The organism is Flavobacterium paronense (genome assembly GCF_030409795.1).
Lineage (GTDB): Bacteria > Bacteroidota > Bacteroidia > Flavobacteriales > Flavobacteriaceae > Flavobacterium > Flavobacterium paronense.
On the sequence record NZ_JAUFQN010000019.1, the window covers coordinates 2,599,164 to 2,626,141 of the forward strand.

General features: G+C 34.3%; 25 protein-coding genes. 13 read left to right on the top strand and 12 right to left on the bottom strand.

Annotated features, from left to right (window positions below; translation table 11 throughout):
- Nucleotides 1–62 precede the first annotated feature (62 nt).
- The 3 genes from dnaE to QWY90_RS12535 all read right to left on the bottom strand — a co-directional run bounded on the left by dnaE (nucleotide 63) and on the right by QWY90_RS12535 (nucleotide 5,932).
- Nucleotides 63–4,577 (bottom strand): DNA polymerase III subunit alpha, encoded by a 4,515-nt coding sequence (gene dnaE, locus QWY90_RS12525; protein WP_290286295.1) that lies wholly within the window; start codon nucleotides 4,575–4,577, stop codon nucleotides 63–65.
- Between the two features lie 137 nt (nucleotides 4,578–4,714).
- On the bottom strand, nucleotides 4,715–5,086 hold the full coding sequence (gene rbp / locus QWY90_RS12530; RefSeq protein WP_290286296.1) for an RNA-binding regulator: 372 nt from the start codon (nucleotides 5,084–5,086) through the stop codon (nucleotides 4,715–4,717).
- Nucleotides 5,087–5,215: 129 nt separating this feature from the next.
- Complete coding sequence (locus QWY90_RS12535; RefSeq protein WP_290286297.1) at nucleotides 5,216–5,932, bottom strand: DUF6252 domain-containing protein; 717 nt, start codon at nucleotides 5,930–5,932, stop codon at nucleotides 5,216–5,218.
- 200 nt (nucleotides 5,933–6,132) lie between these two features.
- Between QWY90_RS12535 and QWY90_RS12540 the strand changes: the two genes are divergently transcribed.
- The 10 genes from QWY90_RS12540 to QWY90_RS12585 all read left to right on the top strand — a co-directional run bounded on the left by QWY90_RS12540 (nucleotide 6,133) and on the right by QWY90_RS12585 (nucleotide 14,692).
- Nucleotides 6,133–6,825, top strand: a complete 693-nt coding sequence (locus QWY90_RS12540) for a 30S ribosomal protein S16 (protein WP_290286298.1) — start codon at nucleotides 6,133–6,135, stop codon at nucleotides 6,823–6,825.
- A gap of 14 nt (nucleotides 6,826–6,839) precedes the next feature.
- Nucleotides 6,840–7,364, top strand: coding sequence for a ribosome maturation factor RimM (gene rimM, locus QWY90_RS12545; protein ID WP_290286300.1), 525 nt, complete (start codon nucleotides 6,840–6,842; stop codon nucleotides 7,362–7,364).
- 140 nt (nucleotides 7,365–7,504) lie between these two features.
- A complete protein-coding gene (locus QWY90_RS12550) occupies nucleotides 7,505–8,164 on the top strand; it encodes a tRNA1(Val) (adenine(37)-N6)-methyltransferase (RefSeq protein WP_290286301.1) in 660 nt (219 codons plus the stop codon).
- Between the two features lie 97 nt (nucleotides 8,165–8,261).
- Nucleotides 8,262–8,987 carry a BamP family beta-assembly machinery protein gene (locus QWY90_RS12555; protein WP_290286302.1) on the top strand — a complete coding sequence of 242 codons (726 nt, stop codon included), beginning with the start codon at nucleotides 8,262–8,264 and terminating at the stop codon, nucleotides 8,985–8,987.
- Nucleotides 8,988–9,094: 107 nt separating this feature from the next.
- Nucleotides 9,095–10,273 carry an acyl-CoA dehydrogenase family protein gene (locus tag QWY90_RS12560; RefSeq protein ID WP_290286303.1) on the top strand — a complete coding sequence of 393 codons (1,179 nt, stop codon included), beginning with the start codon at nucleotides 9,095–9,097 and terminating at the stop codon, nucleotides 10,271–10,273.
- 118 nt (nucleotides 10,274–10,391) lie between these two features.
- On the top strand, nucleotides 10,392–11,174 hold the full coding sequence (locus tag QWY90_RS12565; protein ID WP_290286305.1) for a DUF3050 domain-containing protein: 783 nt from the start codon (nucleotides 10,392–10,394) through the stop codon (nucleotides 11,172–11,174).
- A gap of 3 nt (nucleotides 11,175–11,177) precedes the next feature.
- Nucleotides 11,178–11,873, top strand: a complete 696-nt coding sequence (locus tag QWY90_RS12570; protein WP_290286306.1) for an SGNH/GDSL hydrolase family protein — start codon at nucleotides 11,178–11,180, stop codon at nucleotides 11,871–11,873.
- Between the two features lie 11 nt (nucleotides 11,874–11,884).
- Nucleotides 11,885–13,006, top strand: a complete 1,122-nt coding sequence (locus tag QWY90_RS12575) for a helix-turn-helix domain-containing protein (protein ID WP_290286307.1) — start codon at nucleotides 11,885–11,887, stop codon at nucleotides 13,004–13,006.
- Nucleotides 13,007–13,142: 136 nt separating this feature from the next.
- Nucleotides 13,143–13,520 (top strand): hypothetical protein, encoded by a 378-nt coding sequence (locus QWY90_RS12580; RefSeq protein WP_290286309.1) that lies wholly within the window; start codon nucleotides 13,143–13,145, stop codon nucleotides 13,518–13,520.
- Between the two features lie 11 nt (nucleotides 13,521–13,531).
- Nucleotides 13,532–14,692 (top strand): serine hydrolase domain-containing protein, encoded by a 1,161-nt coding sequence (locus tag QWY90_RS12585; protein ID WP_290286310.1) that lies wholly within the window; start codon nucleotides 13,532–13,534, stop codon nucleotides 14,690–14,692.
- Between the two features lie 200 nt (nucleotides 14,693–14,892).
- Here the strand turns inward: QWY90_RS12585 and QWY90_RS12590 are convergent, their stop codons facing one another.
- The 7 genes from QWY90_RS12590 to trmB all read right to left on the bottom strand — a co-directional run bounded on the left by QWY90_RS12590 (nucleotide 14,893) and on the right by trmB (nucleotide 19,716).
- On the bottom strand, nucleotides 14,893–15,225 hold the full coding sequence (locus tag QWY90_RS12590; RefSeq protein ID WP_290286311.1) for a 2Fe-2S iron-sulfur cluster-binding family protein: 333 nt from the start codon (nucleotides 15,223–15,225) through the stop codon (nucleotides 14,893–14,895).
- The gene (locus QWY90_RS12595; protein WP_290286312.1) at nucleotides 15,226–16,278 is read right to left on the bottom strand and encodes an NAD(P)/FAD-dependent oxidoreductase; all 1,053 of its coding nucleotides are present in this window, start codon (nucleotides 16,276–16,278) and stop codon (nucleotides 15,226–15,228) included.
- A gap of 97 nt (nucleotides 16,279–16,375) precedes the next feature.
- Complete coding sequence (locus tag QWY90_RS12600; RefSeq protein ID WP_290286313.1) at nucleotides 16,376–16,615, bottom strand: NifU family protein; 240 nt, start codon at nucleotides 16,613–16,615, stop codon at nucleotides 16,376–16,378.
- Between the two features lie 2 nt (nucleotides 16,616–16,617).
- Complete coding sequence (locus QWY90_RS12605; protein ID WP_290286314.1) at nucleotides 16,618–17,751, bottom strand: Mrp/NBP35 family ATP-binding protein; 1,134 nt, start codon at nucleotides 17,749–17,751, stop codon at nucleotides 16,618–16,620.
- A gap of 337 nt (nucleotides 17,752–18,088) precedes the next feature.
- Nucleotides 18,089–18,418, bottom strand: coding sequence for an MGMT family protein (locus QWY90_RS12610; RefSeq protein WP_290286975.1), 330 nt, complete (start codon nucleotides 18,416–18,418; stop codon nucleotides 18,089–18,091).
- The gene (locus QWY90_RS12615) at nucleotides 18,415–19,041 is read right to left on the bottom strand and encodes a LysE family transporter (RefSeq protein WP_290286315.1); all 627 of its coding nucleotides are present in this window, start codon (nucleotides 19,039–19,041) and stop codon (nucleotides 18,415–18,417) included. The genes QWY90_RS12610 and QWY90_RS12615 overlap by 4 nt, the downstream gene beginning before the upstream one ends.
- Nucleotides 19,042–19,716, bottom strand: coding sequence for a tRNA (guanosine(46)-N7)-methyltransferase TrmB (trmB, locus tag QWY90_RS12620; RefSeq protein WP_290286316.1), 675 nt, complete (start codon nucleotides 19,714–19,716; stop codon nucleotides 19,042–19,044).
- An 86-nt stretch (nucleotides 19,717–19,802) separates the two neighbouring features.
- On the opposite strand from trmB, the gene QWY90_RS12625 reads away from it, so the two are divergent.
- A complete protein-coding gene (locus QWY90_RS12625) occupies nucleotides 19,803–20,867 on the top strand; it encodes a glycosyltransferase (RefSeq protein ID WP_290286317.1) in 1,065 nt (354 codons plus the stop codon).
- Here QWY90_RS12625 and QWY90_RS12630 read toward each other — a convergent pair.
- Complete coding sequence (locus QWY90_RS12630) at nucleotides 20,841–21,884, bottom strand: sensor histidine kinase (RefSeq protein WP_290286318.1); 1,044 nt, start codon at nucleotides 21,882–21,884, stop codon at nucleotides 20,841–20,843. The genes QWY90_RS12625 and QWY90_RS12630 overlap by 27 nt on opposite strands.
- On the bottom strand, nucleotides 21,885–22,568 hold the full coding sequence (locus tag QWY90_RS12635) for a response regulator transcription factor (RefSeq protein ID WP_290286319.1): 684 nt from the start codon (nucleotides 22,566–22,568) through the stop codon (nucleotides 21,885–21,887).
- 189 nt (nucleotides 22,569–22,757) lie between these two features.
- Between QWY90_RS12635 and QWY90_RS12640 the strand changes: the two genes are divergently transcribed.
- Both QWY90_RS12640 and QWY90_RS12645 read left to right on the top strand, forming a co-directional pair.
- Nucleotides 22,758–25,568, top strand: a complete 2,811-nt coding sequence (locus tag QWY90_RS12640) for a TonB-dependent receptor (protein WP_290286320.1) — start codon at nucleotides 22,758–22,760, stop codon at nucleotides 25,566–25,568.
- A 185-nt stretch (nucleotides 25,569–25,753) separates the two neighbouring features.
- Nucleotides 25,754–26,959, top strand: a complete 1,206-nt coding sequence (locus QWY90_RS12645; RefSeq protein ID WP_290286321.1) for a beta-helix domain-containing protein — start codon at nucleotides 25,754–25,756, stop codon at nucleotides 26,957–26,959.
- Nucleotides 26,960–26,978: the final 19 nt, after the last annotated feature.

A 26,978-nucleotide genomic window follows, 5' to 3' on the forward strand; every position in this document is an offset into this window, starting at 1 on the left:
AATTTCAGTTTAATGAGTAAAAAAATCAGTTTTGGCTATAAAATCATTGTCAGAACTGATACTTAATTCAGGCTGAATTTGACACCCATTTTTTCCAACTCGACTAACAATTCATTTGAGATTTTAATTTTCAATTTTCTACTTGGTAATGAAACTTTGGTCAAAACTTGAATTTCTTCTTCAACAACGGGAATTTCCATCTCGATTTCTTCGAGGTTTTCTGTCTCAAAATTTTCTTCCTCTACAGCTAAAATTTTAGTAACTATTTCGGGAATTATTTTAGTTTTATCAAATTCAACAATTTCAAAAGTTACCGTATTATCACCCTTGTTTGATTGAAAAATAGCATTTAATTGTTCAATAGCATTTTTATGCAACTCATTAATATCCAATTGAATACTTAGCTTTTTGGCAAACTGAGGCAACACATCCTGCAATTGTTTTACATCTACGAATTGTATTCTTGGGTCAGATTTTTTTCCGGTTTCTCGGTTTACCCAACCGTCTTTTACAGTTACTTTAAAATATATAAATTGGTTGTTAACCAAAAAATGTCGGTACTTTAGATACTCTTCGTCAAATATTCTGAACTCATGACTTTCGTCATAACCTTCTAAAGTGAACATTGCCCAATCTTTTCCATTTTTGGCAGTTCTATATTGAACATTAGTCACAATACCGGCAAATGTTAGTGATTTGCCAATGTAATTACCAAGGTTCTTTAAATTTTCCAGTTTGCTGTTACAAAAATATCTCATTTCAAAACGGTAATCGTCTAATGGATGACCCGAAATATAAATTCCGACTACTTCTTTTTCTTTGGCTAATTTTTCCATAGTGCTCCATTCTTCACAGGGCGGTACAATTGGCTCGGCAATTTGAACATCACTGCTTTCGCCGAACAAACTTACCTGTGATGAATTTTCATTCTCCTGAAATTTAGAACCATAGCGAATTGCTTTTTCCAAAAACGTAATTCCTTCTCCTTCGATGTGGAAATATTGTGCGCGATGGGTGTTTTGAAAACAATCAAATCCGCCGGCTAGTGCCAGACTTTCAAATGCTTTTTTATTCGCAGCACGCAAATCTATTTTTTTGGCTAAATCAAATATCGATTTATAATTTTCGCCCTTTCTATTTTGTACGATTGTATCGACTGCATTGGCTCCAACACCTTTAACAGCGCCCATTCCAAAACGAACAGCATAGTTATCGTTTACCGTAAATTTATAAAACGACTCGTTGACATCTGGACCAAGAACTTCTAATCCCATTCGCTTACATTCTTCCATAAAGAAAGAAATTTGTTTGATATCACTCATGTTATTGGATAAAACTGCCGCCATATATTCAGCAGGATAATTAGCTTTTAAATAGGCTGTTTGATAGGCAATCCAGGCATAACACGTTGAGTGGGATTTATTGAAAGCATATTCAGCAAAAGCTTCCCAGTCTTTCCAGATTTTTTCTAATTTATCGGCGGAATGGCCTTTAGCTTCAGCTTGCGAAATGAATTTTGGTTTCATTTTATCCAAAACATCTTTCTGCTTTTTTCCCATTGCTTTACGCAAAACGTCGGCATCACCTTTTGAGAAATCGGCTAATTTTTGCGACAAAAGCATTACCTGCTCCTGATAAACAGTAATTCCGTAGGTTTCTTTTAGCAATTCTTCACAAGCTTCAATATCGTATGTGATTTCTTCTTCACCATTTTTACGTTTGATAAAACTAGGAATGTAGGCAATTGGTCCTGGACGATACAAGGCATTCATGGCAATCAAATCGCCAAAAACGGTGGGCTTTAATTCCTTCATGTATTTCTGCATTCCGGCGCTTTCATACTGGAAAATCCCAACTGTCTCTCCGCGTTGAAAAAGCTCATACGTCTTAAGGTCATCAATTGGAAATTCATCCGGATTTAAATCTTTTCCTGTTCTGTATTTTACCAGTTTTACAGTATCTTTTATTAATGTTAGGGTTTTTAATCCCAAGAAATCCATCTTTAATAATCCGGCGCTTTCTACGACTGAGTTATCAAATTGGGTAACATACAAATCCGAATCTTTTGCTGTTGCAACTGGGACAAAATTGGTAATGTCGCTCGGCGTAATGATTACACCACAAGCGTGAATACCAGTGTTTCTTAGGTTTCCTTCTAAAAATTTTGCCTGATTTATAGTGTCAGAACACAAATTTCCTACTTTAGAAAGTGAAATTAATTCCCTCACTCTGTCAAATTCTTCTGGGCGCAAAGCTTTTTTTATTGTGGCTTCATCTTCAGATAAAAGTCGGGCTAAATTCCATTTAGATGGCATTAATCCCGGAATTAATTTAGCTACTTTATCGGCTTCAAAAAGGGGTAAATCCATAACCCTTGCGGTGTCACGAATACTCGATTTGGTTGCCATTGTCCCGTAAGTAATAATTTGTGCTACTTGTTTGGAACCGTATTTCTGGATTACATAATCCATTACTTTGCTTCTCCCTTCATCATCAAAATCAATATCGATATCGGGAAGCGAAACCCTATCCGGATTAAGGAAACGCTCAAAAAGTAAATTATAAAGTAATGGGTCTATATTGGTAATTCCGAGGCAGTAGGCCACTACAGAACCTGCAGCAGATCCACGACCTGGTCCAACGGAAACATCCATTCTTCTTGCTTCGGCGATGAAATCCTGAACGATTAGGAAATAACCCGGATAACCTGAATTTTGAATCGTTAACAACTCAAAATCGATACGTTCTTTTATTTCGGGAGTGATTTCGGCATAACGCTTTTCGGCACCTTGATAGGTTAAATGGTGAAGAAATTTATTCTCGCCACGTTTACCTCCATCTATTTCATCTTCTGGAACTAAAAATTCGGTTGGAATATCAAATTTTGGTAATAAAACTTCACGCGACAAATCGTAGATTTCAATTTTATTGACGATTTCTTCTGTGTTAGTAATAGCTTCTGGTAAGTCATGAAATAGTTTTTTCATTTCTTCAGCCGACTTGAAATAATACTCCTGATTATTCATTCCATAGCGATAACCACGTCCACGACCAATTGGCGTAGATTGTTTTTCACCGTCTCTAACACACAATAAAATATCGTGAGCATTGGCATCTTCTTTATTGATGTAGAAAACGTTATTGGTAGCAACCGTTTTTACATGATGTTTTTTTGCTAATGAAATCAATGAAGCATTTACCCTATTTTCATCTTCCTGATTGTGGCGCATTAATTCGAGATAGAAATCATCACCGAACTCTTGTTTCCACCAAATTAAGGCTTCTTCCGCTTGGTTTTCACCAATATTTAAAACTTTACTTGGAATTTCTCCATATAAATTTCCGGATAGTACTATGAGATCTTCTTTGTATTCCTGAATTGCTTTTCTATCAATTCTTGGCACATAATAAAATCCTTCTGTGTAAGCGATAGAAGATAATTTGGCCAGATTGTGATAGCCTTTTTTTGTTTTTGCTAAGAAGACAATTTGATAACCATTGTCTTTTCGTGACTTATCTTTTAAATCATCACAAACGTAAAACTCACACCCTACAATAGGTTTAACAATAGTTTCTGTTGGAGTTTCTCCGTTTTCTTCTGCTGCTTTATTTTTGCCTTGAGCTGATTTATTATAGTATAAAATATCACGAACAAAATGAAAGGCACCCATCAAATTGGCATGATCCGTCATAGCAACGGCCGGCATTTTATTGGCAACGGCCGCTTTCACCAAATCGGCAACGCTTATGGTGGATTGTAATACTGAAAATTGTGTGTGATTGTGCAAATGAACAAAATCGACTTCGGTTAAATTGTGATGAATTTGCTTATTTGAATCATCCGGAATAACAACTTCTTCTTTCTTTTGAAATTGTTTCCGAATTTCTTCAGAGGCTTGTTTTAGGTTAATATGTTTTAACCCTATAAGTTGGATTTCCTTAGGATTATTTTTGCTGAATCTTTCAAAATAATCGGCTGGAATATCTAATTCTTCTTTGGTAAAAACCTGTCTGTTGATTAATTCAAAGAAACACCGTGTTGTAGCTTCAACGTCAGCAGTCGCATTATGTGCTTCAGAAAATGGTACTCCAAAAAGGTATTTGTGCAGCTCGGTTAGTGTTGGCAATTTGAACTTTCCGCCACGACCACCAGGCAATTTTAAAAGTGAGGCTGTGACTTCGGTACATGTGTCCAAAACCTGCATTGAACTCATCGGAGACTGCATTCCAATTCGGTGAAATTCGCAGCCCATGATGTTGACATCAAAGCCAACATTTTGTCCGACAATAAATTTTGATTTTGATAAAGCGATGTTAAATTTTTCTAAAACTTCACTTAATTTTATTCCTTGTGCTTCCGCTAATTCGGTCGAAATTCCGTGAATTCTTTCTGCATCAAAAGGAATATTGAATCCTTCTGGTTTTACTAAATAATCCTGATGCTCAATAAGATTTCCCAACTCATCGTGCAATTGCCAGGCAATCTGAATACATCTTGGCCAATTGTCAGTATCGGTAATAGGTGCTGACCAATTTCTTGGCAAACCAGTTGTTTCAGTATCGAAAATTAAATACATATTGCCATTGGGATTTTAAAAAAAGTAAGATTTCAAAAATACATTTTAACCGCTAAGAAATCAATTTTAGTTATCAACAAAAACAAAAAAACCACCTCTGTTGAGATGGTTTTAAATTATTATGCAGAATGTGTAGACTAGTATCTTCCTCTGTCTCCACCACCGCTATTTCTATCGTTGTAGCTTCCACCACCGCGAGAATTTCCACCACCATTATAACCACCACCACCTGAACGGTTGTTGTTAAAAGTTCTTCTTTCTCCTTCTGGTTTTGGCTCTGATTTGTTAACCACAATAGTACGACCGTCAACAGTAGCACCATTTAATTCTTGAATAGCTTTTTCAGCTTCTGTGTCATTTTCCATTTCCACAAAACCAAATCCTTTACTTCTTCCAGTAAATTTATCGGTAATAATTTTTACGGAACTAACCGCACCATAAGCCTCAAAAGACTCTCTTAAATCTGCTTCGTCAATACTGAACGGAAGACTCCCAACAAAAATATTCATATTATTTATTTAAAATTCGAATACAAATGTAGTTTAAATAAAATGTAAACTGCTATTAATTTGGACTTTATTATTACATTAACAAAAAAAAACCATCCTAAGATGGTTTTAGTTAATTACTATTTTAAATTAAATTGATGGGTAAATCGGAATTTTGTAAAATTCTCCATATTGAAAATTCAAGATTGGTCCACCAAAAGGACTCCCATTTGAATTGGCAGCATTAAATTTAAATTTCCCTGAAACTGTAAAATTGACATTGTCATATTCCGTGATTTTTATTTCTCCATTACTGTTTTGAACATTTGTAACTCTAAATTTACAATTAACATTTCCTCCCGCAACTGTAATTAAATCTCCAGCTAAATAAGCATTCCCTCTTGATGAAATGGTTAAACTTGTAACAACTCCAGAGGCATTTGCTACAATATTTACTGTTAGTCCACTTCCTGCTCCTCCAGTGGTTGCAAGAGAAGTTCCGCTACTATAACCTGTTCCTCCATTAACCAAACTTATGCTTGAAGCCGGACCCGGAACAGCAATGGTAGCATATTCCAATGCTGTATCATTAAAATTTGAAGAATAAGTTGCGGTATTATTAATGTTTGTAGTACCTAGAACATAAGTGCCTACGTTAGCACTACTAGTATTTAAAGTAATTGTCTCATATTCTGTTAATGCTTCAATGCTTAACTTTCCTGTTGATGATACATAGGCTCTTGCATCATTGGCTCTCCAAAAAACATCATCTTTTAATCCTTGAAAACCAGGATTATTAAATTTCACATCTTCTTGACAAGAAGAAAAAACCGCAGCAATTATAAATAGGGGCAAAAATCTTTTCATTTTTCAAAGTATTTATCCACAAAAATAACTTTTTAATATAAAAATGCTAACTAAATTTTAAAAAAATAATGTTAAAGTGAGAGGTCGCAGTTACTTACTATTTAAAAAGATGCTGTTTGATTAGTTTCTTTTCAAAAAAAAGTTATCTTTGCACCCTTAAAAATAACGAGGTCGAGTACCTCAAATTAATCAAAAAGATTATGTCAGTAAAAATTAGATTACAAAGACACGGTAAAAAGCAAAAACCTTTTTACTGGATTGTAGCAGCCGATGCTAGATCAAAAAGAGATGGTAGATACCTTGAAAAATTAGGGACTTACAATCCAAACACCAATCCTGCAACTATTGATTTAAACCTTGACCAAGCGGTTCAATGGTTACACAATGGAGCACAACCAACTGATACTGCTAGAGCTATCCTTTCTTACAAAGGTGCTTTGATGAAACATCACCTTGATGGTGGAGTTCGCAAAGGAGCTTTAACGCAAGAGCAAGCTGATGCAAAATTGGCTAAATGGTTGGAAGAAAAAGCTGGAAAAGTTGACACTAAAAAAGAAGGTTTATCAAAAGCTCAGGAAGCTGCTAAAGCAAAAGCTTTAAAAGCTGAAAAAGTTGCTAATGATAAACGTGCTGCTGCCGCTGTTGAAGCTGCAAAAGTAGTAGAAGAAGAAGTTGCTGAAGAAACTGCTGTTGAAGCTGTTGCTGATGAAGCTCCAGAAGCTGTAACTGAAGTTGCCGTTGAGGAAACTCCAGAAGTTGTAGCTGAAGAAGCTCCTGCTGCTGAAGAAACTGTTGCTGAAGTTACTGTAGAAGAGACTCCAGAAGTTGTTGCTGAAGTTGCAACTGAAGAAGCTCCTGCTGCTGAAGAAGCTAGCGAAGAAACTGAAGCTTAATACTTCAAGCAATTATGCGTAAAGAAGATTGTTTCTATTTAGGTAAAATTGCTAAAAAATTTAGTTTCAAAGGGGAAGTTCTACTCTATTTAGATACAGACGAACCCGAATTATATGAAAATATGGAATCAGTATTTGTTGAGTTCAACAAAAATCTGGTTCCATTTTTTATTGAAAACAGTTCACTGCACAAAAATGATTTTCTTCGTGTACAATTTGAAGATGTTGACTCTGAAGAAGAAGCCGATAGTATTCTTAATTGTGATGTTTATCTTCCGCTTTCTATCTTACCTAAACTTTCAGGCAACAAATTTTACTTTCATGAAGTCATTGGATTTGAAATTGAAGACAAACGTTTAGGTGTTTTTGGAAAAATTGTTTCTATAAATGATACCACTGCCCAACCCTTATTTGAGGTTTTAAATGGCAATGTCGAACTACTTATTCCTATGATTGACCATTTTTTAGTCGAAATAGACCGCAAGAACAAAAAAGTCGTCATGGATTTACCTGAAGGTTTAATCGAAATGTATCTTTAGATTATTATACAAGATGCGCTTCTTTAATGATAAAAATGCCTGCGGCTTTTAGAAAGAATCTAAGTTGCATAACAATCTAAAAATCTAAGTTGTCTAAATTCCAGTTCAAACAATTCACCGTTAATCAAGATCGTTGTGCCATGAAAATCGGTACCGATGGAGTTTTGCTTGGCGCTTGGTGCCCAATTGACAATCATCCTTTTTCTGTTTTGGACATTGGTGCCGGGACTGGTATTTTATCTTTAATGTTGGCACAGAGAAGCAATGCCGAACAAATTGACGCCATCGAAATTGATGAAAACGCTTTCGAACAAACTGTAGAAAATTTTGAAAGTTCACTTTGGAGCGACAGATTATTTTGTTTTCATGCCGGTTTAGACGAGTTTATAGATGAACCCGAAGACGAGTACGATATTATCATTTCCAATCCTCCTTTTTATACTGAAGATTATAAAACCGAAAACGAACAAAGAGATTTAGCAAGATTTGCAGACGCTTTGCCTTTTGAAGATTTGATTGAAGCTGCTCATTTATTGCTTTCAGAAAACGGAATTTTTGCCGTAATTATCCCTTTTAAAGAAGAAGAAAAATTCATTGCTTTAGCCAACCATTTTGAATTATATCCTTTTAAAATCAGCCGTGTAAAAGGAACACCAACCGCAGAAATTAAAAGAAGTTTATTAGCTTTCTCAAGAGTTTCAAAAGAAACTTCAATTGACGAATTGATTATTGAAACTACACGTCATCAATACACTGAAGACTACATAACATTGACGAAGAATTTTTATCTAAAGATGTAAGTTTACTTACTGCATTGAAACTTTAACAAACTCTTCAGATTTAACAGCGGGGATTTGATTAACTTTAGTTACTGAAGTAAAACAAATTCAAATACCCATGGCAAAAATTATTTCTATCTTATTTTTATTGCTCTCTTGTAACTGTTTTTCGCAAAATCAAAAACTCATTCATGGAAAGGTATCCTATCAGGATAGTTATCAAATAAATGTCGATGTTATCAATTTTGATACTAAAAAAATCACCCAAACCAATTCTTTGGGCGAATTTGATATAGAGGCCAAAATCAATGATGTCATTGTTTTTATGTCTGAAAACTTTGCCGATCAGAAATATACCCTAACAGCCGAAGACTTTGAAAAAAGCTACTTTCTCATCAAATTAATTGAGAAACCGATTCCGCTTGAAGAAGTTGAGATACGACAAATAAAAGCCATAAAAATGGAAGCTACTTCCTATAATGGCATAAAGATGGCACAACTGGAAAAACAACAATCAAACCCCGTAAATAAAGACATTTATACCGGAGAAATACCATTAGGAATGGATTTAATCCAGATTGGAAAAATGATAGGAAAATTATTTAAACACAAAAGTGTACAAATAGCAGATAAAGAAGGTCCATTATCGTTTAAAGAGTACGCTAAAGCTAATTTTGAAGAAACCTTTTTTTCTAAAACACTAGAATTAAAAAATGAAGAAATTCCAAGGTTTCTCGATTATTGCCAATCAGATCCGCAATCAAAAACTGTAATTGAAAAAGATGAATTGACTATTTTGGAATTTCTACTTACCAAAAAAGCCGAATTTAAAAAAATAAAATAGTAGTTGCTTCAATCTAGCAAAAGCTTCTAAAAATTATAACAATTGTTCATGGGAATTTTGGTTAAGATTCTTTAGCTTTGCAAACGTTTTCGTAAAAGATATAAAAGATGAAACCAGATTTATTTCAAGCTCCAGATTATTACAATTTAGATGATTTATTAACGGAAGAACACAAATTAGTTCGTGATTCGGCTCGTGCGTGGGTCAAACGCGAAGTTTCTCCTATTATAGAAGATTATGCTCAACGTGCTGAATTTCCGAAACAAATCATTAAAGGATTGGGTGAAATTGGAGGCTTTGGTCCTTACATTCCCGAAGAATATGGCGGTGCTGGTTTAGACCAAATCTCGTATGGCTTAATTATGCAAGAAATTGAAAGAGGTGACTCGGGTGTGCGTTCAACTTCGTCTGTACAATCTTCTTTGGTGATGTATCCTATTTGGAAATTTGGAACCGAAGAACAGCGTCAAAAATACTTGCCAAAATTAGCTACCGGAGAATTTATGGGCTGTTTTGGTTTGACCGAACCGGATCATGGTTCAAATCCGAGTGGCATGACCACCAACTTCAAAGACATGGGCGACCATTATTTGTTGAATGGTGCCAAAATGTGGATTTCAAACTCACCATTTGCAGATATTGCTGTGGTTTGGGCAAAAAATGAAGAAGGAAGAATTCACGGTTTGATTGTTGAGCGTGGCATGGAAGGATTTACAACTCCTGAAACGCATAATAAATGGTCACTTCGTGCTTCGGCAACAGGAGAATTGATTTTTGATAATGTAAAAGTGCCAAAAGAAAATCTAATGCCCGGAAAATCCGGATTAGGTGCACCAATGCAATGTTTGGATTCGGCTCGTTATGGAATTGCTTGGGGCGCAATCGGTGCTGCAATGGACTGTTACGATACCGCTTTGCGTTATGCTAAAGAAAGAATTCAGTTTGGCAAACCAATTGCTTCATTTCAATTGCAACAAAAGAAATTAGCGGAAATGATTACGGAAATTACCAAAGCACAATTATTAACTTGGCGTTTAGGTGTTTTAAGAAATGAAGGGAAAGCGACTACAGCGCAAATATCAATGGCAAAAAGAAACAACGTTGACATGGCGATTCATATCGCTCGTGAGGCACGTCAAATGTTAGGTGGAATGGGAATTACCGGGGAATATTCAATCATGCGTCACAGTATGAATTTAGAATCGGTAATTACTTATGAAGGAACACATGATATTCACTTGTTGATTACAGGTGCTGATATTACAGGAATTCCAGCGTTTAAATAAGATTAAACAATAGATAAAATTGATATAAAATGCTTCTCATTTACGGGAAGCATTTTTACTTTTATACGATTTTAAATGATTTCGGTTGTTGTAAACGTATATATTTTAAAAATTTGCTATGAACATTTCTATAATCAACGAAAAAATTCAATCACAAAAAGACATTTTGCTTCAACATCCGCTTTACGAGAAAGTGAAAACTATGGATGATTTGCATCACTTTTTGGAAAATCATGTGTATGCCGTTTGGGATTTTATGTCTTTATTAAAGGCATTGCAAAGCAAATTAACATGCACAACTACACCATGGATTGCTACTCAAAATCCGGAAACACGTTATCTAATTAACGAAATCGTTCTAGCAGAAGAAAGTGACTTAACTCTAGACGGAAAAAGATTAAGCCATTTTGAAATGTACGTTGAAGCCATGCAAAGTTGTGGCGCAAAAACTGACGAGTTATATACTTTTCTACAAAATGTAGTTGAAACTAAAAACGTTTTTATTTCTATAAAAAAAAGTAATTTACATCCTAAAATAAAAGCATTTTTAGATTTTAGTTTCCGTGTTATTGAAGAAGGTAAAGCGCATAAAATTGCTGCAGCATTCACTTTTGGCAGAGAAGATTTGATTCCGAATATGTTTACCGAAATTTTAAAAAACTTTCAAAATAACTTCCCTAAAACTGACTTATCAAAACTGATTTATTACTTCGAAAGACATATCGAATTAGATGCAGATGAACACGGACCAATGGCAATGGAAATGATTACGGAACTTTGTAAAGACGATGTTCAAAAATGGAACGATGTTGAAGAAATTTCAATTTTAGCACTCGAAAAAAGAATTGGTCTTTGGAATGCCATTGAAGAAAAAATTGAAGCAAATTTAGAATTAGCTTAATTCATGAAAATCATTTACAAAATAGTATTTCTTGCCATTATTGGGCTATCGTTTTCAAGTTGCAGTACTGATAGCGCTGTTGTATTAGCTCCAAAAAATTATAAATATTTGGCTCTTGGCGATAGTTATACCATTGGTCAAAGCGTTTGTGAAACCTGTCGTTTTCCAGTTCAACTGAAAGACAGCATTGGGAAATATTTAAATACAAATGATACTTTTCAGGTTCAAATTATTGCAACAACAGGTTGGACAACGACCAATTTAAAATCTGCAATTGCAACTGAAAATCCAACTAATGATTATGATTTAGTAACGTTGTTAATTGGCGTAAACAATCAATATCAAAATAAACCTTTTAGTTTATATGAACAAGAATTTCCGGAGTTGGTTACGACAGCAATTCAAAAAGCAAAAGGCGACAAAAATAATGTAATTGTAGTTTCAATTCCTGATTATGCGTATACTCCTTTTGGGAATGGAAACACTACAATTTCTACACAGATTGATAATTATAATACATTTGCAGAAAACTATTGCATTGCAAACAATATAACTTTCATAAACATTACTGACATTACTAGATTAGGATTAGCCCAAACTAATTTGGTCGCTAGCGATGGTTTACATCCATCAACTATAGCTTATACAAAGTTCGTAGAACGTATTTTGCCAAAAGCGCTGTTAAAAATTAACAATTAAGACCTAAAGAATTGAATTTTAACCTTTACAATAGTGTCCTTTTTGCTGGAATCCTTCAAGGATTTATTTTTGCATTTATTGTATTAGTAAATAAAAAATATAAAAACAAAACCAATTTATTTTTAGTTGGTTTGTTAGCTTGTTTTTCATTAAATAACTTGCAATACTACATTCTTGACACTAAAATAATTTCAGACCTCCCATTTTATAATTACATTTATACGCCTTGGTGCCTTATTATTCCTGTTTTTACTTTTTTATACATCTGTAAATCGTTACATCCTGAAAAAAAAATCAGCGCTAAACAAAAATTACTTTTCATTCCTTTCATAATAGGCTTTTTAACAAGTTTTTCCTATAAAATTTTAATCGCAATTGATTACAAAAATGATGCGTTATACAATGTGTTTAGTTACTTCCCAACGCTAATTGAACTTTTTGCCATTGCATTAAATCTATTTATTTATGTATATCTTTTTATAAAAATTAGACGTTTCGAAAAAGAAAACCGTGAATTTAAATTCGATAAAATTCAGATTAAATTAAATTGGTTAAAAAAAATCCTAGTTTACTTGTTTGTTTTAACGTTCATTTGGATGTATTTAATGTATTTAGTCATAATTAATACTAAAATTTCATTTTATCCCTTGTGGATTGGAATATCATTAGTTACGTATTGGTTAGGTTATATAGGAATTTATAAGTTTGGCATTCTCGAAGAGCGAAAAAATTTAAAAAAATATTCTAAAGAAACCAAAGCGACTTATTCTATTGTTGAAAAACAAAAAAACAATCATATAATTATATTAGAAAATTTAATTATTGACCAAAAACGTTTTTTAGATAGTGATTTAACACTTGATAAAATTGCCGAAGAACTTAATTTAAGTAAAAGTTATTTATCACGTGTGATTAATGCCGAATTAGGTATTGGATTTATTGATTATGTCAACTCTCTTCGAGTAGAAGAGGCCAAAAATTACTTATTAAACCCTGAGTTTTCGAATTATACATTAGTATCTATTGGAATTGAAGCAGGATTCAATTCAAAGTCGGCTTTTTATTCTTCTTTCAAAAAAATTACAGGACAAACTCCAACCGAGTTTAAAAAAGACACAACAAATTTGTCCTAATTATTGTCATTTATCATTTTTTGATACAGTCAAAAATAGCACATAACTACTTTTGATTAACCCAACTACGCATTTACTGTTTTCAAATTTCCTGCTTTTGTTATAAAATTGATTTTTAACAAAACCTTTATTTAGTATGAAAACATTATCAAAAACAATCGTATTTATTGCTTTATTCTCTTTATTCTCGTGCAGTAAAGACGATGACAATTCAACAGATGTCAAAAACCTTTTTATAGGAAATTGGTCAGGACAACAGCAAATTGTTGGCGCTTCTAATCCTTATGCCTTCGATTTGATTATATATTCTGACAACACGCTTAAGAATATTGATTTAGCCTTTAGCAGTCAAGAATTTCCTGGAAGTTACACCTACACCAATGATTCGTTAAAAATCAATTACAATAACGGCACTAAGTGGAAATTAAAATTTTCAAACAATTATACTAGTTGTTCAGGCAGCGTTTTGGGTGCTCAAGGTGCTACTGGCACAGTTACTATGTCTAAAAATTAAATATCTCAAAAATGAAAAAATTATCTATTTTATTTGTTGCATTAATCATTTCATCTTGCAGCAGCAGTGATTCTTCAGAAAATCCATCAACAACTCAAACTGACATCGCTTCAGTTGATTCGAAAGTTACCGCATTTATGAATTTGTATAATATTCCCGGAGCTTCATTAGCCATAAGCAAAAATGGAAAATTGGTCTATGTGAAAGGATATGGAAAATCTAATGTTGAAACTAACGAAAACGTAACTGTAAACTCTAGATTTCGTTTGGCAAGTCTTTCAAAAACCTATACTGGCATTGCTATTATGAAGCTAATACAAGATGGGCAATTCACTTTAGAGAGTCCCGTTTTTGGGACAGGAGGCATTTTGGGGAATGACTACGGAACATCCCCGTATAATTCAAATTTATTAAACATTAAGGTGAAACATCTATTGCAGCATACTTCTGGCTCATGGGGTTCAGCAACTGGTGGTGATGTTATAGATCAAAACCCGAGTTATACTTATCAACAGTTATTTGATTGGATTTTAAACACACGCCCTAATCCAAATGTTCCAGGCAATACCTACGATTATACCAATGTTGGCTATAATTTACTAGGGAGAATTATTGAAAAGAAATCAGGCAAGACTTATATCAACTATATTAAAGAAGATATTTTAGCTCCAATTGGAGTTACAATGACAGACATTGCCGGAAAAACCGAAGCCGAACGAAAAGCGAATGAAGTTAAATATTACGGTCAAGGTAATGACGCTTCTTTTGTATACACTATAGCTTTTCCAAGAAGAGACGCTGACGGCGGGTTAATGAGTACTGCAACCGATGTGCTAAAATTGATTACAGCTGCCGATGGTTTTACAACCCGACCAGATATTCTTAATCAAGCCAGCATAACAGCATTTACTACACCTTCATCAGCATATTCGGGTTATGCTAACGGAATTGGTATTTGGAGTGCTGAAAACGTATGGTTTAACTACGGCAGTTTGCCTGGAACACGAACCGCTTTTATGCGCCACAATAACGGAATGTGTGTGGCGTTATTATTAAATTCAAGAGCCGATCCATCAGCAAATGAAAATCCTTTTGTGTATGCTATGCAGGATTTAGTCTTAGATTTTGTAAAAAACTCAAGCTACAATTGGCAAAACATAGATCAGTTTTAAATCAAAAATCTATAAAATGTAACATAAATATTATTATTCATTTTTATTATAATTATTTGGCTAAGGTCTGCTTTAACAGAACTTCTACCGTGTTACACTCTGCAACCAAATCGAGGGTAAAATCAATTTATGAGGTAAACTAAATTAGGTTTTGTTAGTTTAAAAACTTGATGAAATCGTTTGATTTTGTCAAGTTTTTTTTATTGCTCCGGAGCAATTTCTATTTCCAATCCGTCTATGGCTTGAGTTATTGGAATTTGACAGCCGAGTCTACTGTTCTCTTTTACATGATAAGCTTCACTAAGCATCGCTTCTTCATCGGGATTTCTTTCTAATGAAATGACATCGTTCAAAACATAGCACTGACAAGAAGCGCACATGGCCATGCCACCACAAATTCCAATAGTTCCTTCTTCAGCAAGTTCATACATCCGAATAAGTTCCATGATGTTTAAGTTCATGTCGGTAGGTGCTTGCACTTCGTGGGTAATACCTTTACGGTCGATGATTTTTATAGTGATGTCTTGTGGCATTTAGTCTATTGATTTTACTACTGCTTTTTCTGCTTCTTTCCGAGTGCCATCAAAACCATCAACTCCGGAAACGGTGGTGTATTTAAGTACATATTTCTTTCCCGGATTGATTCTTTGATAGACACTTTGACACATTAAAGTTGCTTCATGAAAACCACACAAAATTAGTTTTAGTTTGCCTGGATAAATATTCACATCTCCAATAGCATAAATACCTGGTATATTGGTTTGATAATCTAAAGCGTTATTAACTTTGATAGCATTTTTTTCAATTTCTAATCCCCAATTAGCAATCGCGCCGAGTTTTGGTGTAAGTCCAAAAAGCGGAATGAAATAATCGCATTCAATAGTTTCTTGATTGCCATCTTTATCGATGGTAATTGCATTCAATTTATCTTCACCATGAAGCGCAATAACTTCGGCGGGTGTAATTAAATTTACTAAGCCTAGTTTTTTGTATTCTTGTAGTTTTTCAACCGAATCTAACGCGCCTCTAAATTCATTTCTTCTGTGAATTAAAGTAACTTTTGAAGCAACATCTGCAAGGAAAATGCTCCAATCTAAAGCTGAATCACCTCCTCCGGCAATGACTATTTTTTTATCTCTAAAAAGTTCCGGGTCTTTTACAAAATACTCTACTCCTTTTTCTTCATAGAAACTAATCCTGTCTATTTCGGGTTTTCTAGGTTCAAATGTTCCTAAACCTCCGGCAATAGCAACGGCCTTGGCGTGGTGTTTTGTTCCTTTATTTGTAGTAACAATAAATGTTCCGTCGTCTAACTTATCTATAGTTTCCGCAGTTTCGGCCAAGGTGAATCCTGGTTGGAATTGTTTGATTTGTTCCATTAAATTGGAAACTAAATCGCCCGCTAAAACTTCTGGGTAACCCGGAATATCATAGATGGGTTTCTTAGGATATAATTCGGAAAGCTGACCGCCTATTTGTGGCAGCGCATCAATAAGGTGGCATTTTAGTTTTAATAATCCTGCTTCAAAAACAGCAAAAAGTCCGGTTGGTCCGGCACCGATTATTAGTATATCAGTTTCAATCATTTTTTTAAGTTTACTTCGTCCGTTCGCCTTTGGCTCGGGTCAGAGTTGCAAAGTTGCAAAGTTGCAAAGTCTTAACTCATGATTTTTATCATAAAAACTAGGCGATATTTACAACCGTTTCTATTTGTGGCGCATATTTCTTAATCGTAGTTTCTACACCAGCTTTCATCGTACTAATACTCAAACTGCAGGAAGTACAAGCACCTTGTAGACGAACTTTGACATGTTTATCGTCCTCTACGGAAACCAAACTGATGTCTCCACCATCTGAATTTAGAAACGGTCTTATCTCGTCAAGTGCTTTTTCGATATTTAATATCAATTCTTCGTTGGTCATGATTATTTACCTTTAACAGCTGAACATCCAGCCATGGTTGTTATTTTGATTGCTTCGGTTGGTGGCAAACTTTCATTTCTATTTACGGTTTCCTGTACCACATTTCGTGTAATTTCCTCAAAGACTTTTTCGATTACCGATGCTGTTTGCAAGGCAGCAGGTCGACCGTAATCTCCGGCTTCGCGAATGCTTTGCACTAATGGAACTTCACCTAAAAATGGTACTTGTAAATCTTCTGCAAGGCTTTTAGCACCTTCTTTTCCGAAGATGTAATATTTGTTGTTTGGCAATTCTTCAGGAGTGAAGTAGGCCATGTTTTCGATAATTCCTAAAACCGGAACGTTGATGCTATCTGATAAAAACATTGAAACTCCTTTTTTGGCATCAGCTAAAGCTACGGCTTGTGGCGTACTCACGACAACTGCGCCCGTAATTGGAAGCGATTGCATGATTGACAAATGAATATCGCCTGTTCCTGGTGGTAAATCGATTAGCATGAAATCTAATTGTCCCCAATCGGCGTCGAAAATCATTTGGTTTAATGCTTTTGAAGCCATTGGTCCACGCCAGATAACTGCCTGACTTGGCGCTGTGAAGAATCCGATAGAAAGAATTTTTATCTCGTAACTTTCAACCGGTTTCATTTTAGATTTACCATCAACTTCAACCGAGATTGGTTTTTCGTTTTCGACATCAAACATGATTGGCATACTTGGCCCGTAGATATCGGCATCGAGAATTCCAACTTTGAAACCCATTTTAGCTAAAGTCACTGCTAAATTTGCAGTTACCGTTGATTTTCCAACGCCACCTTTTCCTGATGCTACAGCAATAATATTACTGATTCCTGGAATTGCTTTTCCTTTGATTTCGTTTGGATTTGCTTGTGCTTCGACTTTGATATTCACTTTCACCACAGCATCGGGAGAAAACTTTTCGTGGATTAGTTTTTTGATATCATCTTCTGCACGTTTTTTTATGTGCATAGCTGGTGTTGCAATTAGTAAATCTACGGTTACTTCGTTGCCAAAAATCAGTACGTTTTTAACTGCACCACTTTCAACCATATTTTTTCCTTCTCCTGCAATGGTAATTGTTTCCAATGCTGAAAGGATTTCTTTTCTATCTAATTTCATTTTGTTGACTAACTATTAACTATTTACAATCTTTTATTAAGACTGAATACAGATTGCAAAGATAATAGGATTTACAGAGAAATAACCGATAACAGATTGAAAATATTGATAGCCATATAAAGTAGTTAGTTCCTATTCAAAAGCCTTTCATACTGATGTAAAATTGAAGCAATGCTGACTGATAAATAAATTGATAAGGAAGAATTTTTTAAAAGATGTACATGTTTCATTAAAAAGATGTACATGTTTCATTAAAAAGATGTACATCTTTTTATAAATTCGTCAGTATAAAATAAAAAAGAGATAGTGTTGATTTGAAAAAGTTATAACGAATAATTTACGGCTTACTAACTTCAGGCTGCCAAAAGTGTTTGTCAAAATCGACAATTTGGTTATCGATAACAATGATTCCTTCGTTTTCTAATAATTGCTGCATTAAGTTCGTGCCATCAAAATGGTGTTTACCCGTAAGCAATCCTTTTCTGTTGACGACTCTGTGTGCTGGAACATCTTCCATATTGTGGCAGGCATTCATTGCCCAGCCTACCATTCGGGCGGAACGCGCTGTACCTAATGCTTTAGCAATAGCTCCATAAGACGTGACTTTCCCTTCAGGAATTTTTCTTGCGATGGCATAAACTCTTTCAAAAAAATTAGCTTCCATTATTTGTAGAGTAATTTGAATAAAGTTAAAACAGCCATAAAAGTGGTTACCGAACCAATAATAGTATTGATGTTTCGCATTAGGAATTCGGTTTTCTTTTCAATTTTTTTAAAGGCTACGATGTAGATGTAAAAAACCGTAAACGAACCGCAGACAACGCCAACGACAAAAGAAGAAACAGGAATTTTATCAAAACTAAAATAGCCCGAAGCCGCCAAACTCATACTTGCAAAAACATAGAATGGAATAGGTAATAAATTGAGAGTTGATAACAATATTCCTAAGAAGAAACGATTCGATTTCCCTTTGACTTTGCTGTCGGTTTTGATTTTTTTGGGCTTTTTGGCAATCCAGAAGAAATAGATGCTTAGTAACGAAAAAACAAAAATACCAATTTCCTGAAGTGTGGAAACAATTTCCTGATGATTGCTTATAAATCGGGCAAATAAAACGGCAATAAACGTTTGAAAAAATATGATTACCGAAGCGCCAACTGCAAAACTAATGGCTACATTTTTACCTTCTTGCGTACTAATTTTCGCTGCTGTCATATTGATTAAACCCGGAAGAATAACCGCCAAAAAAGCAATACAAAAACCTAAAACAAGTGGTAAAAAAAACAGCATTTATTTGATTTTGAAACGAATATACGTAATTGCCTTGTTGATTTCCAAATATTGATTTTCGTAAAAAGTCTGAATAGCCGTTACCACTTCGGGGGCGCCTTCATTTTTATATACATTATGGTTGGCGTATAAGACTTCGTGACCTTCGCCATGCAACAATCCTAAGGTGTAACCATGCATGAATTCGCTATCGGTTTTGAGATTTACAATGCCGTTTGGTTTCAGGATTTTTTTGTACAACTGCAAGAATTCTGAGTTGGTCATTCTATGCTTTGTCCGTTTGTATTTGATTTGAGGATCGGGAAAAGTGATCCAGATTTCGTCTACTTCATTTTCAGCAAAAATAAAATTGATTAACTCAATCTGCGTCCGAACAAAAGCCACATTGAACATTCCGGCATCAACAGCTGTTTTTGCACCGCGCCAAAATCGGGCACCTTTTATGTCTATTCCGACGAAATTTTTATCCGGATAACGTTCGGCTAAACCAACTGAATATTCCCCTTTGCCACAACCTAATTCGATAATAATTGGATTGTCATTTTTAAAAAAGTCTAAATTCCATTTGCCTTTTAACGGAAATTCTTCCCCTACAACTTCTTCTCTTGTTGGTTGGAAAACGTTTTCAAAAGTTTCGTTTTCCTTAAACCGCTTTAATTTATTCTTACTTCCCACAAATTTAATTTTTTGGTAAAATTAAGGAAATATAAACTATTCAAAATCTTTTTTACTTTGCAATGTTAAAACCGTAATTTCACTACTTGGAAAATTCAAAAAAAAATATTCTTGTTGCGCCTTTAAATTGGGGATTGGGTCACGCTACACGGTGTATTCCTATTATTCGTGAATTAGAAAAAAATGGTTTTATACCTGTTTTGGCTTCCGATGGTGTGGCTTTACAGCTGCTTCAAAAGGAATTCCCGCACTTACAATCGTTGGAATTGCCTTCGTATGAAATTGAATATGCAAAAAACGGTTCAGATTTTAAATGGAAACTGATTAAGAACAGCCCGAAAATGATTGAAGCTATTTTCGCAGAAAAGAGAATCGTCAAAAAATGGATTGCAGAATTCAGTTTACAAGGTATTATTTCGGATAATCGTTTGGGCATTTACAGCAAAAAGATTCCAAGTGTTTTCATTACGCATCAACTCAATGTTTTATCGGGAAAAACTACTTGGATTTCAAGCAAATTACACCAACATTTTATCAAAAAATTTACGGAATGTTGGATTCCGGATATACAGGAAAATCCGAACTTAACCGGAAAACTTGGTCATTTGAAAAATAGTTCTCCAAATCTAAAATATATTGGTCCGTTAAGCCGATTAGAAAAAAAAGACTTGCCGATTAAATATGATTTGATGGTTATACTTTCTGGGCCAGAACCGCAGCGGACTTTTTTGGAGAAAAAACTCATATCTGAAGTTAGGCGATTTTCGGGACAAGTAATTTTCATTAAAGGACTAATTGAATCAGAACAAAAAATAGTACAACAGGAAAATGTAATCTATTATAATTTCATGACTTCTTCAGAAATTGAAACTGCTTTTAACGAAAGTGAAATAGTGCTGTGCCGTTCAGGATATACAACAGTTATGGATTTGGCAAAACTGCAAAAGAAAGCTTTTTTTATACCAACGCCGGGACAATTTGAGCAAGAATATTTGGCAAAAAGATTAAAACGAAATGGCTTTGTCCCTTATGCTAAACAAGATGATTTTAAGATTGAAAACTTACTACAAGTTCAATTATACCAAGGATTGCCACAACTTAAAAAAGAAATTTCTTGGAAACAATTATTGATGCTTTTCGAGCGTGAATGAGAACTCAGAACCTTTGCCAAATTCGCTGTCCACATAAATTTTTTCGCCGTGTGCTTCGATAATATGTTTTACAATTGAGAGGCCAAGACCCGAACCGCCTTCGCTTCTTGCACCACTTTTATCAACTCTGAAGAAGCGTTCAAAAAGTCTGGGTATATTTTGTTTTTCAATTCCTTCTCCGTTATCTCTAATTCTGACAATCATTTTATCATCAACTAAATCTTCGATTGTGACTTCGGTTGTGCCATTTTCTTTGCCGTATTTTATAGAATTCATAATGAGATTTGAAAGCACTTGCTGTATTTTTTCCTTATCGGCAAAAACATTTACAGCTCTGTTGTATTTTCTATCAAACATCAATATAATATTCTTCTTATCGGCAGTCATTTCAAGTAAATCGAAAGTACTTTGCACCAAATCGACAATATCAAATTTGGATAATTCGAGGTTTACATCGCCCATTTCAAGTTTAGAAATCATGTCTAAATCTTCTACAATATAGACTAATCTTTCTACTCCTTTTTCGGCTCTTTCTAGGTATTTTTTGCGCACTTTTTTGTCATCAATTGCACCATCAATCAAGGTAGACAAGTAACCTTGGACTGTAAACAACGGGGTTTTGAGTTCATGAGAAATATTGCCAAGAAATTCTCTTCTATATTCTTCACGCACTTTTAAGGTTTCGATTTCGAGTTTTTTATCGGTGGCGAATTTTTTAACCTGCTTGGTCAAGGTTTCCATATCAGTTGTAATAGGTTGACTTCGGAAGGATGTTGATTCTAAAAGCGAAACATCATCGTAGATTTTTTTAACTCTTCGATAAATAAATCTTTCAACACGATATTGAATAACAAAAAAAGAAAAAGTAGCAATCGAAATTGCAAAGACGAGTATGATTGGCAAAGAAAATTCATGAAAAAACCATAATAAAATCGAAAGAAAACCAGTAGAAAAAGAGGTGATATAAGACGTTGAAATTAAGGCAAACGTATAGGTTTTCTTGAAATTTATTTTCATTTACACTTCTAATTTATAGCCAACTCCTTTGATGGTTTTGAATAGTTCTTCACCAATTTTTTCGCGAAGTTTTCTAATGTGAACATCGATAGTTCTTCCGCCAACAATGACTTCATTGCCCCAAACTTTATCCAGAATTTCTTCGCGCTTGAATACTTTTCCTGGTTTGGAAGCCAAAAGATAGAACAATTCAAATTCTTTTCGGGGAAGTACAATTTCTTTTCCTTCTTTGATGATTTTATATTCTTCTCTGTTGATTTCGATGCCACCAACATTGAGTGTTTCTGAAGCGTGTTCGTCACTTTTTAAACGACGAAGTAAGGCTTTGACTTTGCTTACTAATAATTTTGGTTTGATTGGTTTAGTAATATAATCATCTGCACCGGCGTCAAACCCGGCAACTTGAGAATAATCTTCGCTTCTTGCTGTTAAAAAAGTAATGATAACATTGCTTAATTCAGGTAGCTTTCGAATGTTTTCGCAGGCTTCCATTCCGTCCATTTCGGGCATCATCACATCCATAATGATGAGTTGTGGTAATTCCTTTTTGGCTTTGGTTATGGCCTCTTTCCCGTTGGTTGCAGTTACAATTTGATATCCTTCCTGAGAAAGATTATATCCTACAATTTCTAGGATATCTTGCTCGTCATCTACTAATAAAATCTTAATGTCTTTTTTTTTCATAATGGACACAATTGTTTTGTGGATGTAAATGTAAAGATAATACAAAATGAATTGATAAACGAAACCTGACTTAACCGTAATTTAATCTGTTAACAATTTGGTAATGGTTAACGAACAAAATGGTAATACTGGAGTAACATGACCTTTACATTGCGGTAGTTTCTTTGCACCAAAATTAAATAAGACAAAATGAAACTTAGATTAATTATTACTTTTTTACTAATCACAGTATTGGGATTTGCTCAAAACAAAGGAACAATTACAGGAATTTTAACGGATAAAGAGTTAAATAATGAAACCTTGCCTTTTGCCAATGTTGCAATAAAAGGAACAAGCATCACTGTAACAACAGATGAAGCTGGTAAATACACCATTAGTTTAGAACCCGGAACTTACATCCTGCAATTCAGTTTTTTAGGTTATGAAACGGCTGAAGAAAAAGTGGAAGTAAAGGCTGGTGAATCCGTCATAATCAATAAAGCGTTAGGTTCGGGAAGCTATCAGTTAAAAGATGTTGTTATTCAAAATACAACTAGTAGAGAAAAAGAAACCGCTTTGTTGTTGGAACAGAAAAAAGCAGTTGAAATCAAACAAAGTATTGGTGCTCAGGAATTGTCAAGAAAAGGAGTAAGTGACGTCGAAGAAGGTTTAACAAAGATTACCGGTATTACCAAAGTTGGCTCAAGAGGTTTATTTGTTCGGGGATTAGAAGATCGCTACAATAATTTATTGATAAATGATTTAGCAGCGCCGACGAACAATCCGTTTAAAAAAATTATCCCTTTGGATTTATTCCCAACAGATATTGTAAGTGTAATAGATGTATACAAAACCTTCAATCCTAATATTTATGGTGATTTTGCCGGTGGAACTTTTAATATTGCAACTTCCAAAGGAACTAAAAGCATAACCAAAATAAGCATCGGGACAAGTTATACGGCTAATAATAATCTGAATGATTTTATAATTTCTAAAGATGCTGATGGAAGCAAAGGTTTCTTTGGTTTAACAGGAAACGATAGAGCTTTGCCGGGATTATTGGGAGGTAAGCCAGCCAGTTACACTTTTACACCTGATCAATCTTTGCAATCTTTCAAAAGTGGTTTTGATGTTACTAAGACTAAAGCGCCATTGAATATGAGTTTTGGGGTTTTGCATTCGGAGAAATTTAAATTACAAAAAGACCGAAGTTTTTCCTATTTGTTCTCGATGAATTTTGATAACGAGTACACTTTCCGTCAAGGAAAAGAAAGTAGTTATTTACCATCTGGGTCGTATAATAATGATTTTATTACATCTAGATATAATTATAAAACATCAACGTCCTCATTACTTGGATTAAATTATTCTACGGATAGGTTAAAATTAGCATGGAATAATTTTTATTTAAGAACTACTGAAAATTTGATACAAGATCAATATGGTGTCCGTGATTTTTTGAGTGGTACTAACAAAGTATTAATCAGAACAAACCAATTAGATCAATCGGATTATTTTAATTCACAATTGTTAGGGGAATATGCTTTGACAAAAGATAAGAATCAAAACATTAAGGCTGGAGGATCTTTTGCTAAAACATCCTATCAGCAACCAGATAGAAAGTTTTTTTCTGGAACTTTGGATGGAGACAATATTATTACATCTATTTCTGGAAACAATTTTATCAAACAATATTTAGATATTAAAAGTGATATATATTTGTCAGGAATGTTAGAATACAGCCTGAAATTTGGTGGTGCTGACAAGAAAAATAAATTGGCTGTTGGTTACAACGGAAGTGCTTCCTTGATGCAGTCATCTTACCGTTTTATAATCCCAACTATTCCTGTAACTGGTGCATTTCTTCCTAATAGTTTTAGTGTTCCTGTTAATGCTTTAGATTCCCAATTAAATCAGTATTTAGGTGACAATGCATTTGCTTTCAGAGAAAGTTCCAATTCAACTTACAAAGCAAAACTAATGGAATTAGCAAATTGTGGTTATGCCAATGTGTTATTCAAATTTGCTGAAAAATGGGAAGTAAATGGTGGTTTAAGAGCTGAAAATACACAAAGAGAAACCAAATACAGACAGCAAGGTTCTTTTGATCAGCCATTTACAAAAATCAACAAAGAAAAATTATACATTTTACCTTCCGTGAATGTAAAATATGAAGTTACCGAAAAAGCAAATGTTCGTTTTGCAGCAAGTCAAACGTATACAAGACCAGTTGTTATGGAAGCTTATCCAATTGAATACATCAATGCTGATGGAACTTCAACAAAAGGAAACCCGTTTCTAGTTAACAGTGACAACCTTAACGTTGATCTGAAATATGAATTATTTCCAACAGCAAAAGAAATGCTTGCCATAGGGATTTTTGGAAAATCAATTAAAAATCCAATTGAAAGAACATTTATTTCAAATGCTGCAACAAGTACTATCACAACTTATATGAATTCTGACAATGCCAAACTTTACGGTGCAGAATTGGAGTTTTTATTTGACTTTGCCCGAATTAATAAAAGCTTGTCAGATTTCTCTTTTGGCTTCAATACTTCACTAATGCAAACCAAAGTAGAAGTTCCAAAAACAACTGTTAATGCAGATGGAAGTGAAACACAATCTATAGAAACTCATAGATCAAGACAATTACAAGGTGCATCAAATTGGTTAGTCAATTCAGATTTGAAATATCAGTTTAATTTCAATGAAAAATGGAGTAATACTCTTTCTTTAGTTTATTCAGTGTTTGGAAAAAGGATTTATGCTGTAGGAACAGTAGGTTTGGATCACGTATATGAATTACCGGTTAATCAATTAGATTTGGTTTGGAACAGTAAATTATCAGATCATTTTGATTTGAAGTTCTCAGCAGATAACCTTCTTAATCCTGAAATAAGATTACAACAAGGTAACAAAGGAACTGTTCAACTACAAGAAACAGGTCCTGATGCAGATATCCTTGCCAATTATAAAAAAGGTGTTGGTTTTTCTTTAAATTTAACTTACACATTTTAAAATTAGCCTATTCAAATATTCAAAAGCCGTCTATTACTGACGGCTTTTGTGTTATCATAACATCACGTTCTTAACAATAAATTTACTTTTTAGTAGGCGAAGCGTAACGCTATTATAATATTTAGATAACCTCGTTTTTGCAATTCAAATTTACTTTTGTAACAGAAAATTAAACAACAAAACTCATGAAAAAAATCATTTTAAGTTTAGCTATTTTAGCTTCATTAACTACAACTTTCACTGCATGTACAAGTAGTGATGACAATTCAAGTGCACAACCAGTTACAGGAGAAATTACAGGTCCAATAGCTGCTGATAAAGTTTATCCTTTAGGAACTTACACCTTAAAAGGTATTGTAAAAATCAACGCTGGTGTAACAGTTACTTTTGATGCAGGATCTACAATTACTTGTGACAAAATAACCGGAGACAATGCGTTAGTAGTTTTGAATGGTGGAAAACTTATCGTTAACGGAACTTCAGCTTTACCAGTTGTATTTACTGAAAAATCTGGAATTCCTGGATCTTGGGGAGGAATTATAATATACGGTGATGCTCCAATTAAAGCTATTGGTGGTGTAACAACATCAACTTCTGAAGATGGAAACGCTTTACCATATGGTGGTACAAATGCAGCTCACAACGGTGGTTCTTTAAACTATGTAAGAGTTGAGTACGCTGGCGCAAAATTAGCTGACGGAACAAAAGAAAATAATGGATTTACTTTCTATTCTTGTGGTTCTGGAACAACATTAGATCACTTGGTATCTTATAAAGGTGCGGATGATGGTTACGAATTTTTTGGTGGAACAGTAAGCATGACAAATGCCATTTCTTACGGAAATTATGATGATGCTTTCGACTGGCAAGATGGATGGCAAGGTCAAAACAATTCAAATTGGTATGCTTTACAAGTTACTAAAGGAAACTATGGTATGGAAATAGAATGTTCTAATAACAATAATGCCTTTTGGCCAAAAGTTACTAATATTACTTTGAAAAGAGCTACTGGATGTACTCCTGAAGTTGCAGGTGATATTCAAATTGATGCAATACAATTCAAGAAAGAAGCAAATGGTGACTACAGTAATATTGTTATTGATGGTTATGGTCCATATACTGAAGGAGCAACAACATATCAAGGTGCTGCAATTAAGATTCAAGATGTTAATACAAACACAAATCAAGTAAACGGTTCAAAAATTAAGCTTACAAATGTTAAAATTACAAATACGGCACTTGAAATTTTAGGAGCAAATGTTGGAACTCCTCCAACGCCTATTTCAGTAATTTTCCCTAGTGGTCAATACAGCACAAGCACAACTGCTACTGGAGCTTCTTTAACCACAGGTGCATGGTCAACTGTTGGCGGAGTTAACCTTATACAATAAAAAATAGTCTTTATAAATG

What these genes read in the sequence shown, in the direction of transcription:
- dnaE (WP_290286295.1), bottom strand. Translation starts at nt 4,577, where the DNA reads ATGTATTTAATTTTCGATACTGAAACAACTGGTTTGCCAAGAAATTGG.
- rbp (WP_290286296.1), bottom strand. Translation starts at nt 5,086, where the DNA reads ATGAATATTTTTGTTGGGAGTCTTCCGTTCAGTATTGACGAAGCAGAT.
- QWY90_RS12535 (WP_290286297.1), bottom strand. Translation starts at nt 5,932, where the DNA reads ATGAAAAGATTTTTGCCCCTATTTATAATTGCTGCGGTTTTTTCTTCT.
- QWY90_RS12540 (WP_290286298.1), top strand. Translation starts at nt 6,133, where the DNA reads ATGTCAGTAAAAATTAGATTACAAAGACACGGTAAAAAGCAAAAACCT.
- rimM (WP_290286300.1), top strand. Translation starts at nt 6,840, where the DNA reads ATGCGTAAAGAAGATTGTTTCTATTTAGGTAAAATTGCTAAAAAATTT.
- QWY90_RS12550 (WP_290286301.1), top strand. Translation starts at nt 7,505, where the DNA reads ATGAAAATCGGTACCGATGGAGTTTTGCTTGGCGCTTGGTGCCCAATT.
- QWY90_RS12555 (WP_290286302.1), top strand. Translation starts at nt 8,262, where the DNA reads ATGGCAAAAATTATTTCTATCTTATTTTTATTGCTCTCTTGTAACTGT.
- QWY90_RS12560 (WP_290286303.1), top strand. Translation starts at nt 9,095, where the DNA reads ATGAAACCAGATTTATTTCAAGCTCCAGATTATTACAATTTAGATGAT.
- QWY90_RS12565 (WP_290286305.1), top strand. Translation starts at nt 10,392, where the DNA reads ATGAACATTTCTATAATCAACGAAAAAATTCAATCACAAAAAGACATT.
- QWY90_RS12570 (WP_290286306.1), top strand. Translation starts at nt 11,178, where the DNA reads ATGAAAATCATTTACAAAATAGTATTTCTTGCCATTATTGGGCTATCG.
- QWY90_RS12580 (WP_290286309.1), top strand. Translation starts at nt 13,143, where the DNA reads ATGAAAACATTATCAAAAACAATCGTATTTATTGCTTTATTCTCTTTA.
- QWY90_RS12585 (WP_290286310.1), top strand. Translation starts at nt 13,532, where the DNA reads ATGAAAAAATTATCTATTTTATTTGTTGCATTAATCATTTCATCTTGC.
- QWY90_RS12590 (WP_290286311.1), bottom strand. Translation starts at nt 15,225, where the DNA reads ATGCCACAAGACATCACTATAAAAATCATCGACCGTAAAGGTATTACC.
- QWY90_RS12595 (WP_290286312.1), bottom strand. Translation starts at nt 16,278, where the DNA reads ATGATTGAAACTGATATACTAATAATCGGTGCCGGACCAACCGGACTT.
- QWY90_RS12600 (WP_290286313.1), bottom strand. Translation starts at nt 16,615, where the DNA reads ATGACCAACGAAGAATTGATATTAAATATCGAAAAAGCACTTGACGAG.
- QWY90_RS12605 (WP_290286314.1), bottom strand. Translation starts at nt 17,751, where the DNA reads ATGAAATTAGATAGAAAAGAAATCCTTTCAGCATTGGAAACAATTACC.
- QWY90_RS12615 (WP_290286315.1), bottom strand. Translation starts at nt 19,041, where the DNA reads ATGCTGTTTTTTTTACCACTTGTTTTAGGTTTTTGTATTGCTTTTTTG.
- QWY90_RS12630 (WP_290286318.1), bottom strand. Translation starts at nt 21,884, where the DNA reads ATGAAAATAAATTTCAAGAAAACCTATACGTTTGCCTTAATTTCAACG.
- QWY90_RS12635 (WP_290286319.1), bottom strand. Translation starts at nt 22,568, where the DNA reads ATGAAAAAAAAAGACATTAAGATTTTATTAGTAGATGACGAGCAAGAT.
- QWY90_RS12640 (WP_290286320.1), top strand. Translation starts at nt 22,758, where the DNA reads ATGAAACTTAGATTAATTATTACTTTTTTACTAATCACAGTATTGGGA.
- QWY90_RS12645 (WP_290286321.1), top strand. Translation starts at nt 25,754, where the DNA reads ATGAAAAAAATCATTTTAAGTTTAGCTATTTTAGCTTCATTAACTACA.